The sequence below is a fragment of the Chitinophaga rupis genome, assembly GCF_900109685.1.
Lineage (GTDB): Bacteria > Bacteroidota > Bacteroidia > Chitinophagales > Chitinophagaceae > Chitinophaga > Chitinophaga rupis.
The window spans coordinates 184272-199664 of record NZ_FOBB01000013.1; the positions used below are offsets into that span (position 1 = coordinate 184272).

Here is a 15393-nt window from a genome sequence, read left to right on the forward strand (position 1 = left end):
AAACAGGCTCTCTTGTGATGTTTTAAAATTAAAGATTTGCAAATACTGTGCTGGGATTTTCCAGGGAGCGCGCAAAATCAGGGGGTGAAATACGTAAATTATCGGGTGAAAGATAATGAAAAAACTGTCCCGGTAATAAAAGCAGCAGTTAGGAAGTGCATGGTAAGGCTAAGCCCCCTGCTCCTGTTTTACTTACAACAATTCTTCTTCACAAAAAGTGACTGCACAAAACGTAATATGCTGAGAATGGTGTGTTTCATAATGATTACTGTTAAATAGCATCCAGCGGGCGGCGCTTCTGCTCTTTTAATTGTTTGAACTGGCTGGGAGTAAGCCCGGTTACTTTTTTAAACTGCCCGGAAAGGTGCGCTACACTGCTATAGCCCATTTGCCCGGCTATTTCACTCAGGTTCAGCTCATCATACACCAGCAGCTCTTTTACCCTTTCTATTTTCTGCTGAATAATATATTGCTCAATAGTGATCTGCTCTATTTCTGAGAACAGGGTGCTGAGGTAATGGTAATCTTTATGTAAGCGGGTAGAGAGTAAGGTGGAGAAATTCTCTCTTAATTCAAACAGCGGGGAATGATGGATGGTTGTAATAAGAATGTTCTTAATAGCTTCTACCAGCTGCTGCTTTTTATCATCTACCAGAGGTAGCCCTTCCTGAGCCAAAGCAGCAGTAATCGATTGCAGCTGGGTAGCATCCGGCGCTGCGGCTAATACCGCTTTGCCCAGCTGTACCTCCTGCACCGGTAACCCCTCTTTTTCCAGTATGGTATGCACCACCTTTACACAGCGGGGGCATACCATATTCTTAATGTGTAATTCAAAAGTTTGCATGGCAGGTACAAAGGTAGCACATATTTGCTGTGCTACCTGAGCTCTGTTTCCTGGATGCGGTCTGCCAGATCCAGTAGAAGGGACATGTTGGCGTTATAACCGCCGGTTACTTCCGGGCGAAGGTAACCATCCATATCCGGTTCATAAATAACATCGAAGCCATTTACATTTACTTTGTAGCGATGAGCATGGCCATTCAGGGGAAGTACGTCGTACCGGTTTGCATTGTGTTTGATCGTAAATGCCTTCATATGATAAAATTTTGTTTATAACCACTATCAACAAAATCTTAACAAAAGTTAAGCCAACGGTTGGTAATGGGGTTGGTTTTAGTTTGGGATCTTTAGACATTATGAATATACGAAGAAAAGGGTATATCAGATCATCACCCCCACATTAATTTACAAACCACCACCGCAGCCCTACGCGGATCCCGAAATTATTATACGGATACATAGGCGCTGAAAAATTATTCATTTTAAGGAAAGTATTCAGGTTCTCCGCACGGATGTAGGCAGAGAGTGATTTAATGCGGAAGTGCAGGAAAGCGGTCAGGTCCGGAAGATAGTACCGCACCTTTTGTGTATTCTGGTACACAAACTGGCCGGGCACCGGCGAGTAATCGTCCGCATAATATTCTGTGTTATAACGCGCTTCAATACCGGTCATCAGGTTCAGGTTACTGAAAATGCGGTTTTCATATGCAATGCGGTGGCGGGTCCAGATGGAGGGTACATTTAGCGGGCCATTGCCATGCACCTGCTGAAAAGCAAAATCCATATACCAGTTCCAGTGTTTGTAGCGGAAATGTTTGCTCAGCACTACCTGCAGCAGGTTAAACAGCCCGCTGGACTGTGTGCTTTGCATATAGCTGTCGAAATAAGTGTAGTTGGTAAAAATGAAATAGTTCACCGCCAGGTTATATTTCAGCAGCTTATTATCGGCTGCAAACTGCAGCTGGGTAATGTTTTCCTTACCCAGGCCGCCATTGTACCAGCTATCCCGGCTATAGCTGAAGAATTTGTATACATAGGAAGGCTCCCTGTTCACATTGCGGAACAGCAGGCTTACATTGCCCAGCGTTTTGTTCAGGTAGCGGCTCAGCATACCGCTTACACTATAATCGCCCACATTGCGGCCCAGCGCATACAGCTCGCCTTTGGCAGAAAAATCCCACAGGTCGTTCTTGGTTTTATTGCGGTACTCCCCGTGCAGGGCCAGGTTATTAAAGTTCTGTTTTACATCATCCAGGAAATTGCCGGTAGTATGGTCAAAGCGGGCGCCCAGGTTGATAAAGTGCGCCAGGTTACCCCGTACGGGGAACTGGATCAGCGACAGGTCATTGGAAAGTGTGCGCCACTGCTGCCTTGCGCGAATGGTGTCTCCTTCCCGGAAAGCTATCCCATAATGCTGCGTGTAATAAGTTTCACTCGGATCATTATCCGTATACATAAAGGTGTTGCCCTGTGTTTTAAAGGTGTACTGCACCCGGAACACAGGGTCAAATTTGTAATACTGCGTAGTGTCGTTCACGTGTATGGTATCTCCCTTGCCCCAGTCGTACTGCTGTTGTATCAGCAGGCCGGATTGGCGGTAAGATGATTTTACCGCAATGGAGGTACCAAAGAAGGAATAGGCCGGAATATCCTGGTTGCCCAGGTTTACATTAATAGTTTTTCTTGAATTGTACTTGCTGAGGCCCAGCGTGTCGGCAGCAGTACCGGCCTGGCCAAAGATACCGCCATTCTCCCCCCCGTTGATCTTATTATAATAGTAGCTCACATTTACATGGTACCGTTTGTTCTGGCTGTTGTAATTAGCTGTTACGCGGTAATTATCATGGTTGGTGTTCTGTGTACGGAAGTAACCGGGCGAGTTGATCTTGCGGTAGTCGAATGCAAAATTAAAGTTCTCATTCCGGTTCTGTGTATGGGATACGCCTATCATCTGCTCCTGCTGGGCGCCTACCAGGTATTGCAGCTCAGAGTAAGGGCGGGTGGTATTATAAAGGCGGGCATTTTCGTGCGTAAATTCATAAATGTCGTAGGCATGAAAGCCTTCATCAAAACCAGCCTGCATGCGGGGCGTGTAAATAAGGTTGCGGGCGGCATTCCCGTTATTGCCCAGGGTCATGTAGCTGGCGGGTATCTGCAGGTAGTTGGCGTTAAAGTCTATTACAGATGAATCCAGGTGCCTGTCTACAGGATCGTTCAGGAAATGGTATTTAATGGTAATGGTATCCGGCCCCAGGTTACGCTGGGAGGTATCCCGCTGCATGGTGCCGCCGCCGGAGCCGTAGTTACCAAAACTACCGGTGTTAAATTGGGCCATTACTCCACTTACGCTTACTATCAGCAATGCCAGTATGATGAAAAAATGCCTCATTCAATAATAATATTGTGGAGCTATATGTGTCTAAAGTGATTGTATTAATTCCCTGAAGATACGCGTTAATTTGGGCGCCGCTTCTGCTGCGGCCTGCAGCACCTCTTCATGGGTGATCACATTGTCCTCTTCCCGTATACCCAGGTCCGTGATCACGCTCATGGCAAATACCTTCAATCCTGCATGAACGGCTACGATCACTTCGGGTACGGTGCTCATACCCACGGCATCGCCACCAATAATGTGCATAAACTTATACTCGGCCCTGGTTTCAAAAGTAGGGCCCTGCACGCCTACATATACGCCGGTGTGTACCGGTATATTGTTGGCAGCGGCAATTTCCTTTGCTTTGTTTATGAGGGTTTTGGCATAGGGCTCGCTCATATCCGGGAAACGGGGGCCCAGGGTATCCAGGTTGCGCCCGCGCAGCGGATGTTCCGGCTGCAGATTAATATGGTCGCGGATGATCATGAGGTCACCCACCTTAAAAGCGGTATTCATACCACCGGCGGCATTGGAAACCAGCAGGGTTTGCACTCCCAGCGCCTGCATTACCCTTACCGGGAAAGTAACCTGCTGCATGGAAAACCCCTCGTAATAATGGAACCGGCCGGCCATAGCCACTACGGGGCGGCCCTGCATATTACCCAGTATTAACCGGCCCTGGTGCCCTTCTACCGTGGATTCGGGAAAATAGGGAATATCGGCATAGGGGATCTCTATACGGTCAGTAATATCTTCAACCAGCCCACCCAGGCCACTGCCCAGGATAATACCAGCCAGCGGGCGGGTAGCGGAAAAGCCCTGTATATACTGTTTAGCAGCCGCTATTTGTTGTAATAGGTCACTCATTTACGGTAAGTTGTTAGTAACGAACGTTTAAGGGTTAGCCGGCAGCTGAAAAACGTTCCCTGCCGCCAGCTGTTCAGAACGGGTTACTTTTCTTGCGCGCAAAGTTATTTTTAAATTCACAAACGCGGTGGTTTTATATTTAAATCATAATGCCCTATTTTAGCGCTCAAATTTTTGACTGATGAATTTACATGAATACCAGGCTAAAGAACTGTTGAAGAAATATAATGTACCGGTCCAGGAGGGTATTCCGGTAGATACACCAGAGGCAGCGGCTGAAGCATATAAGCAGCTGAAAGTGCAATTTGGGAATGAGTTTGCGGTTGTAAAAGCGCAGATCCATGCCGGCGGACGCGGTAAAGGAAAGATCCGCGGGACAGAGCAGAACGGTGTTAAAGTGGGTAAAAATTCAGAAGACATTAAGACCATTGCCGGTAATATACTGGGCGGCGTACTGGTGACCATACAAACTGGTCCTGCCGGTAAGCTTGTAAATAAGGTGCTGGTGGCGCAGGATGTTTATTATCCCGGCCCCAACCCCATTAAGGAACTGTACCTGTCCATACTGCTGGACCGCGCTACAGGCCAGAACGTGATCATCTACTCCACTGAAGGTGGTATGGATATAGAAGAAGTGGCGCACAACACGCCCGATAAAATATTTAAGGAGTGGGTATTCCCCGGCGGCCCGCTGCAGCCTTTCCAGGCCCGCAAAATTGCTTTTAACTTCGGTTTAAGCGGCGAGGCTTTCAAGAACATGGTGAAATTTGTGACCAGCCTGTATAATGCATATGTAGGTCTGGACGCCAGCCAGGTGGAAATTAACCCCCTGTTTAAAACCAGCGATGAAAAGATCATTGCGGTGGATTGTAAAATGATCCTGGACGATAACGCCCTGATGCGCCATCCCGAGCTGGAAGGCCTGCGCGATATTACAGAAGAAGACCCGACCGAAGTAGAAGCCAGCAAATTTAACCTGAACTTTGTAAAGCTGGATGGCAACGTAGGCTGTATGGTGAACGGCGCCGGCCTGGCCATGGCTACCATGGATATGATCAAATTAAGCGGTGGCGAGCCCGCCAACTTCCTGGACGTAGGCGGTACTGCCAATGCCCAGACAGTGGAAGCTGGTTTCCGCATTATCCTGAAAGATCCCAAGGTAAAGGCTATCCTGATCAATATCTTTGGCGGTATTGTTCGTTGCGACCGTGTGGCCCAGGGGGTAATTGATGCTTACCAGTCTATTGGTAACATTAAAGTGCCCATCATTGTGCGCCTGCAGGGTACCAATGCAGAAGAAGCTAAAAAGCTGATAGAAGAAAGCGGTCTGAAAGTACAATCCGCCATACTGTTGAGCGAAGCGGCCGCACTGGTGAATAAAGCAGTGAGTGCGTAAGATATAATTACGAATTATTTAATTACGAATTACGAATGGATCGAAGCGATTTGACCGGTTTGTAATTCGTAATTTTTTTTGTGCCATGTTCTGATTTTATCCTCTCCTTATTTTCCCTGCTGCCCTATCACCTCTCAAACCTCTCACTACTTTTAATACCTGCGTATTATTTCCACTTTGTAAAACTCAATTCGTAATAACGGCCCATTCGTCAAAAGTACATGTCCCTCCGTACCACCCAATTCGTAATTCGTAATTGAATAATTCGTAATTAATTTTCCTACCTTCGCAGTCCATCCTTTTATATACCCTGCCATCCGCGGGTAGCGGACTTTTACACCTTTTCAAAGTCTGAGTAATGCAACGTTTAAGAGCTTTCTTTTTATTCTGCGCAGGAGCGCATGTGCCTATGTTAAAACGGGCGCCCGTAGAAACCAATAAATACGCCGGTATTGGGGGCACCATCTTTTTCACCGGCGTGCTGGCCGCTATTTCGGCCGGCTATGCTTTATGGACCGTGTTCAATGAGCTTTGGGCCACCCTGTTATTTGGCCTGCTGTGGGGCCTCATGATCTTTAACCTGGACCGCTACATTGTGTCCAGTATGAAGAAGCGCGATAACTTCTGGCTGGAGTTCCGCATGGCCCTGCCCCGCCTGGTGCTGGCCATATTAATAGCCGTGGTGATCTCCAAACCACTGGAGCTGAAAATATTTGATAAAGAGATCCAGGCAGAGCTGATCACAATGGAACAGCAGGTGTTCAAAACCCAGGAAGACCAGGTGCAGGTACGCTACCAGGCCCGCATTAATGAGCTAAAGGCCAACATTGCGCTGCTGAATACAGAGATCAGCCGGCAGGCTGCCCGCAGGGATACGCTGGCATTACTGGCGCAGCAGGAGGCCGACGGTACCGGCGGCTCCCGCATCCGTAACCTGGGCCCTATTTACAAGGCCAAGAAAGCAGATGCAGATACTGCCGCCGCACAGCTGCAGGCTATTACCATCCGCAACCAGCAACGCATTAATGAATACCAGCAGCAGCTGCAATCGGTAGACAGCGCCATGAAAGCCAGCATTCCGTTACGCAGCCGGCTGGATGGGCTGGCCTCCCGGCTGGATGCCCTGGGCCGCCTTACCGCCCGCAGCACGCCTATACGCTGGACCAACTGGTTCATTATGCTGCTGTTCATTGCCATAGAATGTGCGCCGGTGTTTGTAAAGCTCATCTCGCCCCGCGGCCCCTATGATGATCTGCTGCAGGAGCATGAGCATGCATTTGAGATACACCGCAAACAAAAAATGGAATTACGGCAATTGGCCTATGAAAAGCGTATGGAGCAGGAAAAGGGATTACCCAAAGAAGGTTCACTGGCGGGTTAACAAAGTGGCAGGTACTTCATTTTCCGGCGCGCTGATGCAGGGAATTGAGGCCTATCCTGCCAGCTCCACTTCATACACAGGGCTAAACAGGTAAATGCGCCGGGTATCCACCTCCTCGCAGCGGTAGCGCTTGCGGATCTTTTCCCCTTTGCGGAAAATGCGGCCGTCTTTGGTTTTAAACAGCTGGTGCAGGGGCAGCTGCTCTACAAAAAAATAATGCTCTTTGCGCCGGTCATAGTTCTTCAGCACGCGCATAAGGTTATCATCCGCGCAGGAGCTGGCGCCGGGGTTGTGCATACTTTGCCGCACCGCTGTTTCCACATCGGCCGGTAAAAAACCTTTACCTACGAATTGTTGCAATATTTTGGAAAACTCCTGCTTCCATTCTTTCCCGTGGGAGGCTACGCGGTTGGCATACAGCTCATACGTAACCAGGTGGGCCAGCTCATGCAGCAGGGTAATAAGAAAAGCGTATTTATTCAGGTTGCCGTTTACGCTGATGCGGTGCCCGCCCCTGCTATCGGGGTGGCGGTAATCGCCCAGCAGGCTTTTGCGCTCGCGGGTAACGGTTAAATGCACCTTATGCGCGGTAATGTAGGCCATTACCGGCTCAAAGGTACCTTCCGGCAGGTATGCAGCTAATGCATGTAAGGGCGCCTCCTGCTTCACAACGGGGTCAGGTTTTTCTTTTAAGCAATTGGTACAGGCTCAGTGTTTCAAGCACCGTATATACCAGGTACAGGAACATTAAGGTAAAAATGGTAGCCCGGCTTACATCCGGCCTTTTTACCAGCACATATACGGTGATGCCTATCATGCACAGGAACAGCTTACTGATGGTAGAAGCATATACCATGCGCACAAAAACCTGGTTGTTGGCTGCCGCCAGCCCATTACGGGCCATCACATAGGAAACCCAGGTGATAGCGGCCAGCACCACATTCCCCACCAGCAGCACAGTATAGTGCATACCAGCGCTCAATAGCTGAGACTTTAATAAAAAGAAAACGCCATTCAGGATGGAAAAAACTACGATCAGTCGAATAAAAAAACGGTCACTCATTCCGCCGGGTGTCTTTAATAATTTGCCACAAAAGTAGGGTTAAAGCCAGTAAAGAAAAAATGATCATTAATACAGGAAATGACCACCCGATCCATCGGTCAAGTTTATAACCAACGAATACTGCCAACCCCAATGTGGCCATCATCTGAAAAGCCAGTCCGGCGTACCGTAAGAGTGTATTACGATTACGCTTCTTCTCCGGTTGCGGCTTCTTCTTTAACGAAGGATCTTCCATTGTTTACTTCTCTGCTGCCTGCAGCGGGCGCCTCGTCCGGCTCCATATAGCAGCGGCCGTTAAATTTAGCGGTAGGCTCCATTTCAAAATGAGCGGTGTACACATCACCTTTTACCAATGCGTTTGCTTTCAGGAACAGCAGCTCCTCTACTTTAATAATACCGGTAACACGGCCCAGTATATCTGCGCTCTGGCATACCAGGTCGCCCGTAATTTCACCTTCCGGCCCTACTACGATCTTTGCCTTGGTAGATACCAGCCCGTTCACCTGGCCGTCAATACGAATGTCGCCTTCACAGACAATGTCCCCCTGGATAGATGTTCCACTGCCAATAATGTTCACGTTGGAAGATGGCATAATAGATTTGCTTTCGCCTTTAGTGCTGCGGTTGTTGCTGTTAAACATAGGATCTTAGATTTTTTTTAGGAGGTTTTTCAATATATAGGACTGAAGATATATAAATATTATTAATTAACCTAATAGGTACTATTATCTACTTTAGGCACTTTAATCATCGTTGTGTCAAGCTTACCGGTAAAATCGCCGTTTATCACCTGCTTAATATTGTTCAGGTACTGGTCGCGCGCAATGATCGCATTCTCTAACGAATCGGTACGCATTTTTAGTTTAATGAACTCCCTTCTTTGTTTCAGATCTCCATAACCGGGAATGTAATAACGCAGGGGTGTAAATACTACCGTAGCCACTGTAATGGCCACCAGCAATACAAACAGGGTGCTGAGCGCTACATACACACTCATACGGGATAATTTAAAAGAGGTCACCTCATCATAGGTAGCATCATTCATGATCACCAGGCGGTATTTATGATGAATGCGGCCGTCCCTCCCTTTTTTATTGCGCTGTTTACCCATTTTGTTTTACTCTCTCTTTACTCCGGATAAAATTAAACAATTAAATCATAAGAAGTGAAAGGTAATATGTAAATCTGAAAGAATACGTACCAAGAAAAATATTATCCTATCTTTAAAATAAATTTTCACGTAAACAGTTATAGTAGTAGCCTATACACCCGGCATCCATGAATCGCTATCGACCTTTTTTAGTATCCTTCTTTTTCCCCTGCGCTGTTGGTTTGGTGTTATTGATTACGGGTTCCTTAGCGGTGAATGCCCAGAGCAGATCGCCCCGCAGCACACAGGATTCTACCAGAATGCCCAATAACAGGCGCTCAGCACCTCCTGTAAGAAAGCCGCCTGTGCCGCATGTACAGGACAGAAGGCCTCCTTCCGAAAAGATGGCGGAAAAGAAGTTTACCTGGACCCGCCGGTTCATGCAGAACATGGTAACGCGGTACAACTACTACTTTCACGCAAAAGTTAAGCTGGATGCAGTGGTGAAAAGTATTGCCCGCCAGGGATTGGATAATTATAACGACCTGCTCCCCTTTTACCCTTACAGCCTGCAGGACCTGGGCATCAGCAAAACAGAGCTGGATTCCGTGATCCTGAAATCTTCCGTAGGCATACAGCTGCACGATCCCCGCGGTAAATGGATAGATGATTGTTACCTGCTCATAGGCCGCGCCTACTTTTATAAAAGCGACTGGGAAAATGCCCGCAAAACCTTCCAGTACATGAACCTGGCCTTTGCGCCCAAGAATAAATCCGAATACAATACCGTAATAGGCTCTACCCGCAACGATGTTATTTCCATTGCCACCAGGGAAAAACGCAACGGCCTTTTGGGCCGCTTTAAACACAAAAAGGTGCGGAACGATGCCTTTTTGTGGAATGCCAAAACCCTGCTGGAAGAAAAGGAGTATGATGAGGTACAAAGCCTGCTGAATGTACTGGAAGCCGATCCTAACTTTCCCCACCGCCTTTATGGCGAGCTGGCAGAGGTACGCGCCTACAGCCGTTACAAGCAGGGCATGTATGCAGAGGCCATGGCCCCCCTGCGCCTGGCCATTACCGCCTCCCATAACAAGGAAAGCCGCGCCCGTATGTCGTACATATTGGGCCAGCTCTATGCCCGGCACCAGCAGCCCGATTCGGCCATGGACATGTTCCGCAAAGTGATCAAACAAAAGCCGGACCCCATGATGGACCTGCAGGCCCGTCTGCAGATAGCCCGCCTGAACACCGTGAACGGGGATGCCGGTATAGAGCAAAGCCTGGCCGCCCTGCGCACCATGTTAAAGAAAGAACGTTTTATCCCCTACCGGGATGCTATTTATTATACCATGGCTACCCTGGTAGCCCCCAAGAGCCCGGAAACCGCCCTGGGTTATTTACAAAAATCCCTGAGCCAGCCTGTTGTAAACCCCGTACAAAGATCTTTGTCGTTTATGTTCGTAGCAGATATTTACTACGTACAGCGCAAATACCAGCTGGCCAAGAACTATTATGACAGCACTGCCAGTGTAATGCCGCCGGACTTTGCCGATGCCACCGTAGTGAACACCCGTAAAGCCGTATTGGGCGATGTGGCGGAGAAAGTGAACGTAATACACCGGGAAGACAGCCTGCAGCGTATTGCCGCCCTGCCCGAAGCAGAACGCAAAACCCTGCTGGACAAAATGGTGGCCGATATTAAAAAGGCCGCGGAAGCAAAAGCCAAAGCAGAAGCCGCCCAGCAGGAAGCAGATAATAATAGTAATAACCAGAATAGTATGCTGGCCAATAATGCCTTTGGCAATAATAATGGCCGTAACAACCCCGGCGCCGCCAATAACCAGGGCAATGACCAGGGCGACTGGTATTTTTATAACCAGGGCAGCAAATCATCCGGCTACTCAGAGTTCAAAAGGCGCTGGGGCAACCGCAAGCTGGATGACAACTGGCGCCGCAGCTCCAACACCGCAGCCAACTTTACCAATAATAATAACATAGACGTAGCGGGGGTTAGCACCGATTCAGCCCATATGACCACGGCCGAAAAGCTGAAAGCCTTACCGGCAGATAGTGTGAACAGCAGCCTGTTGCTGGCCGACCTGCCGCTGACACCGGAGAAGCTGGATTCCTCCAGGAGCCTGCAAATGAATGCCTGGTTTGACCTTGGCAAACTTTACCACGATAAGCTGGATGCCACAGAGCTGGCCATAGAAACGTACGACACCCTGCTGTATAAATACCCGGACCATCCCAAGAAACCGGAGGTTATTTACTCCCTGTATGTATGGCATAACAGCCTGAAAGGCCATGAAGCGCTGGCAGCTAAGTATAAGGATATGATGCTGACCCAGTACGGTAATACCAACTTTGCCAATATTATTAAATACGGCGCCCTGAAAGATGTGGATGCCGATAAAAAGAAAGGCATAGCCACGGCCTATAATTCGGCCTACACCGCTTTCAAAACCGGCCGGTACGACCTGGCCCTGGAAAGAAAACACCAGGCCGATACCACCTATGGCTTTAACTACCTGCAGCCTAAGTTTGACCTGCTGGAAGCCATGATCATTATAAAAACAGATACTGCCGATGCAGCCACCGACAGCCTGTTCCTGGGTAAAAAAGCCGTACAGGCAGTACTGGCCAAATACCCCGGCGACAGTGCCGTTCAGCAGCAGGCACAGGCCCTGCTGGATGCGCTGAACCACAAGAAGGACCTGGTAGCTTACCTGGCCCAGCTGCAGATCCAGAAACGGGAAGCCGGCGCCATGGTAGATGAAGATGTTTCCATCCGCTACCCCTGGCAAACACCCAAGCCCAACTTTACGGATTCTGTAGGGTTAAAGACCAACCAGCCGCTAAACCCTGCTGTACCTAACAAGGTAACGGCTGCACCACCGCCGCCCATGAAGCCTGTAACGCCGTATAAGCTGGTGAACACGCCCATACCGCATTTCGTGGTGCTTTCTTTCCAGCGGGTGAATAAAGCGCTGATAGATGAAGCGCTGGAGAAATTTACCCGTTACAATGCGGATAAACACGCAGCAGACCATATTGAGGTCGGCAGCTTTGTGCTAACGCCCAATGAGATCATGCTGGTGTTCCGCCTGTTCCCGGATGAGAACAAAGCGCTGGATTATTTTGACGAGGTACGCGCCAAAGCCCCTGTAGATATTATTCCCCGCATACGCCCCACTGATTATAATATGTTCATTATATCCAGGGACAATTTCATATTGCTGAACAGCACTAAAGACCTGCCGGGGTACCAGGAGTTCTTCAATAAGAACTATGTAACACAACAATAAAGCTTAATGCTGAACGCTAAATGCTTAACGCCAATATGCGATATACATTGACTTCAGCGTTAAGCATTTAGCGTTCAGCATTCGGCGTTGATCCTTAAGGCACTGTTAAATAGCCCATAAATCCTGGCAAATTTTCATAGTTTTGCCTGATTGTTGCACTTAATTTATTTATAATATTATCAGATGAAACGATCCGTAAAAATACTCTGGACCGTGTTATTGGGTCTGTTGGGGTTTTTTGTCTTACTGTTGTTACTGATCAATTTCCGGGTAATAGGCAATATGCCCTCCATGGAGGAGCTGGAAAACCCGCGCGCAGCTTTAGCCTCGGGGGTAATAGCAGAAGATGGGACCATTTTGGGAAAATATTACCAGGTAGACCGTTCCAGCTCTGATTACAACGAGATCTCTAAGAATGTGATCAACGCCCTGATCGCTACAGAAGACGAGCGCTTCTACGAGCACTCCGGTATAGATGCCCGCAGTACCATTGCCATTCCCTTTTACCTGATGGTAGGGAAAAAGCGTGGTTCCAGCACCATTACCCAGCAGCTGGCCCTGAACCTGCAGTCCGATAATGCAGGTAAAAAACGCGCCAGCAACCCGGTAGTACGTGGTTTCCAGAAGCTGCAGGAGTGGCTTATAGCCATTAAGCTGGAGCGCAATTTTACCAAACAGGAGATCATTACCCTGTACCTGAACACCGTAGCTTTTGGAGATAACGTATATGGTATTGAGAATGGCGCGCGCACCTTTTTCAGTAAAGATGCCGGCCATCTTTCCATAGAAGAAGCAGCTACCCTGGTGGGTATGTTAAAAGGTAACACCATCTTTAACCCCCGCCGTAACCCCGCTGCCTCCCTGCTGCGCCGTAATACGGTGATAGACCAGATGGAAAAAAACGGGTACATTACCAAGGCAGAGGCAGAAGCTGCCCAAAGCCGCCCCATTGTACTGCGCTATAATAAAATAGACCATAACAAAGGCCTTGCTCCCTACTTCAGGGAAGTACTGCGCGATGAGCTGAAGGATTGGTGCCAGGCGCATAAAAAAGCCGATGGCTCCGAATATAACCTGTACCGCGACGGCCTTAAAATATACACCACCATTAATCCCCGCATGCAGCTGTATGCGGAGGAAGCGGTTAGTAAGCACCTCATGGATCTGCAGAAAGTATTTGCTGCCCAAAGCAATATTAAATCCGGCAGCGTGTGGAAGAACTGGCAGAAGTACCTGGACCGCTACATGAAAGAATCAGACCGCTACCTGGATATGAAAGAGGCCAATGCCTCTGACGATGAGATCCAAAAGGCATTTAACACCCCTACCAAAATGAAGGTGTTTGCCTGGAGAAGTCCTTCCGAACAAGACCTGAATGAAATTGATACGGTGATGACGCCCATGGACTCCATCCGTTATATGCGCGCCATATTACAGGCGGGCTTTATGGCCATGGATCCTGAAAGCGGTGAGGTAAAAGCCTGGGTAGGCGGACCCGATTTCCGTTATTTTAAGAACGATCACGTATCCAAAACCCGCCGCCAGGTAGGTTCTACCTTTAAACCCTTCCTGTATTGCTTTGCCATTATGAATGGCATGTCGCCCAATACCATGCTGCCCAATGAGCCTATTACCATTGGCAACTGGACGCTGACCCGCAACTCGGAAGGCAGCGTAGGCGGGCAAATAACCATGGCCGGCGCGCTGGCCCGCTCCCTGAACCTGGTATCGGCCTACCTGATCAAACAGCTGGGCGCAAGGGCTTTTGCAGATTTTGCCAAGAACAAAATAGGCTTCACCAGCGATATACCGCCCTACCCTTCCATTGCGCTGGGTACACCGGAAATATCCCTGTATGAAATGCTGCAGGCCTACACCATGTTCCCGGCCCGCGGCATTATTACCAAACCTATTTACATTACCCGTATAGAAGACCGTAACGGTAACATACTGGAAACCTTTGCCCCGGTAAAACGTGAAGTGATCAGCGAGAACGAAGCCTATACCATGGTAAAGATGATGGAAGGCGTAGTAGGCCCCGGCGGTACCGGTGCACGTATGCGTTTCCGTTATAAGATGGAAGGCGAGATTGCCGGTAAGACCGGTACCACCAATGATAATACCGATGGCTGGTTTATGGGCTATACCCCGCAGCTGCTGGCAGGCGCCTGGGTAGGTTGTGAAAACAACTTCCTGCGTTTTAATACCACTGCTGCCGGCCAGGGCGCCAATACCGGCCTGCCTATATGGGCTTACTTTTTCCAGAAAGTGTATGCGGATAAAACGCTGAAGATAGATCCCAAGGCGCAGTTCTCCATGCCGCCTACTTTGAATAATGATATTTACCTGAACTACGATTCCAATGTGAAGCCAGGTGCAGAAGCAGAGGATGTAGGCTCCGGCAGCGCCAGCGATTATATTGATGTAAGCCAGTATGGTGAAGAACCTGCCCCGGCTGAAAAAGATAAAAAGGAAGCGGAAAAAGAAAAAGAGCAGAAAGAGAAGGATAAGGAAAAAGAAGGGCAGCCCAAAGCAACCTATCCGCCCCCGCCGCCTAAGAAAGATAACTGATCATTCACCAAATACTCACAAAGGGAAGTCGAAAGGCTTCCCTTTTTTTGTGTGCGCCATGGCTTAAAGGTATGCGCACTTGTCTTCCCTATGTGTCTTGTCCTGGAATAGGTTTACACCTTGGTTAAATAATCCTGTTTGAAGTTTACAATAGCTTGCTGTAATCCTGATTTTGGTTTACAGTTCGTTTTTTTTCTTGTTTTCCATCGGGATAGTAGGGTTCCCTTCTGAGTAGCGGCCTGCTCCGGCGTCAGATAATTACAGCTGGCATGAGGCCGTTGCTGGTTGTAAATCCGGATAGCTGCTGTAACAGCGCTGGCTGCTTCTTCGTAGTTGTTAAACTGTCTTGCCAGGTCAAACTCTGATTTCAGAATGCCATTCATCCGCTCTGCTATTGCATTTTCATAAGGATCTCCTTTCTCTGTCATACTGATGGCTACTTCATTGTCATTTAGCAGATCAATATAATCCTCACTGCAATATTGCACTCCCCGGTCTGA

14 protein-coding genes are annotated in these 15393 nt (G+C 48.5%); 4 read left to right on the plus strand and 10 right to left on the minus strand.

Translation table 11 applies throughout. The features are described from left to right. Positions 1-271: 271 nt before the first annotated feature. The 4 genes from BMZ54_RS31700 to BMZ54_RS31715 all read right to left on the minus strand — a co-directional run bounded on the left by BMZ54_RS31700 (position 272) and on the right by BMZ54_RS31715 (position 4081). Positions 272-844 carry an AraC family transcriptional regulator gene (locus BMZ54_RS31700; RefSeq protein ID WP_089921154.1) on the minus strand — a complete coding sequence of 191 codons (573 nt, stop codon included), beginning with the start codon at positions 842-844 and terminating at the stop codon, positions 272-274. Between the two features lie 32 nt (positions 845-876). Beyond that, positions 877-1095 (minus strand): hypothetical protein, encoded by a 219-nt coding sequence (locus BMZ54_RS31705; protein ID WP_089921155.1) that lies wholly within the window; start codon positions 1093-1095, stop codon positions 877-879. Between the two features lie 145 nt (positions 1096-1240). Next, positions 1241-3229, minus strand: coding sequence for a putative porin (locus tag BMZ54_RS31710; protein ID WP_089921157.1), 1989 nt, complete (start codon positions 3227-3229; stop codon positions 1241-1243). Positions 3230-3259: 30 nt separating this feature from the next. Continuing rightward, positions 3260-4081, minus strand: coding sequence for a purine-nucleoside phosphorylase (locus BMZ54_RS31715; protein WP_089921158.1), 822 nt, complete (start codon positions 4079-4081; stop codon positions 3260-3262). A gap of 181 nt (positions 4082-4262) precedes the next feature. On the opposite strand from BMZ54_RS31715, the gene sucC reads away from it, so the two are divergent. Further along, entirely contained in the window at positions 4263-5477 is a 1215-nt protein-coding gene (gene sucC, locus BMZ54_RS31720; RefSeq protein WP_089921160.1) for an ADP-forming succinate--CoA ligase subunit beta, read from the plus strand. A 358-nt stretch (positions 5478-5835) separates the two neighbouring features. Next, entirely contained in the window at positions 5836-6858 is a 1023-nt protein-coding gene (locus BMZ54_RS31725; RefSeq protein WP_089921161.1) for a DUF4407 domain-containing protein, read from the plus strand. Between the two features lie 51 nt (positions 6859-6909). Here BMZ54_RS31725 and BMZ54_RS31730 read toward each other — a convergent pair whose 3' ends face one another. From BMZ54_RS31730 to BMZ54_RS31750, 5 genes are all read right to left on the minus strand, one after another. Beyond that, positions 6910-7527, minus strand: coding sequence for a SprT-like domain-containing protein (locus BMZ54_RS31730; protein WP_089921162.1), 618 nt, complete (start codon positions 7525-7527; stop codon positions 6910-6912). A gap of 7 nt (positions 7528-7534) precedes the next feature. After that, positions 7535-7921, minus strand: a complete 387-nt coding sequence (locus tag BMZ54_RS31735; RefSeq protein WP_143081205.1) for a hypothetical protein — start codon at positions 7919-7921, stop codon at positions 7535-7537. Beyond that, on the minus strand, positions 7914-8156 hold the full coding sequence (locus tag BMZ54_RS33620) for an AtpZ/AtpI family protein (RefSeq protein ID WP_089921165.1): 243 nt from the start codon (positions 8154-8156) through the stop codon (positions 7914-7916). The genes BMZ54_RS31735 and BMZ54_RS33620 overlap by 8 nt, the downstream gene beginning before the upstream one ends. Further along, a complete protein-coding gene (locus BMZ54_RS31745) occupies positions 8107-8562 on the minus strand; it encodes a bactofilin family protein (RefSeq protein ID WP_089921167.1) in 456 nt (151 codons plus the stop codon). The genes BMZ54_RS33620 and BMZ54_RS31745 overlap by 50 nt, the downstream gene beginning before the upstream one ends. Positions 8563-8633: 71 nt before the next feature. Then, positions 8634-9032, minus strand: coding sequence for a hypothetical protein (locus BMZ54_RS31750; RefSeq protein ID WP_089921168.1), 399 nt, complete (start codon positions 9030-9032; stop codon positions 8634-8636). A gap of 167 nt (positions 9033-9199) precedes the next feature. Between BMZ54_RS31750 and porW the strand changes: the two genes are divergently transcribed. After that, complete coding sequence (gene porW, locus BMZ54_RS31760) at positions 9200-12322, plus strand: type IX secretion system periplasmic lipoprotein PorW/SprE (protein WP_143081206.1); 3123 nt, start codon at positions 9200-9202, stop codon at positions 12320-12322. Between the two features lie 183 nt (positions 12323-12505). After that, positions 12506-14893 (plus strand): penicillin-binding protein 1A, encoded by a 2388-nt coding sequence (locus BMZ54_RS31765; RefSeq protein WP_089921172.1) that lies wholly within the window; start codon positions 12506-12508, stop codon positions 14891-14893. Between the two features lie 113 nt (positions 14894-15006). Here BMZ54_RS31765 and BMZ54_RS31770 read toward each other — a convergent pair. Then, a partial coding sequence (locus BMZ54_RS31770; RefSeq protein ID WP_143081207.1) for an integrase core domain-containing protein occupies positions 15007-15393 on the minus strand: 387 nt, incomplete at its 5' end.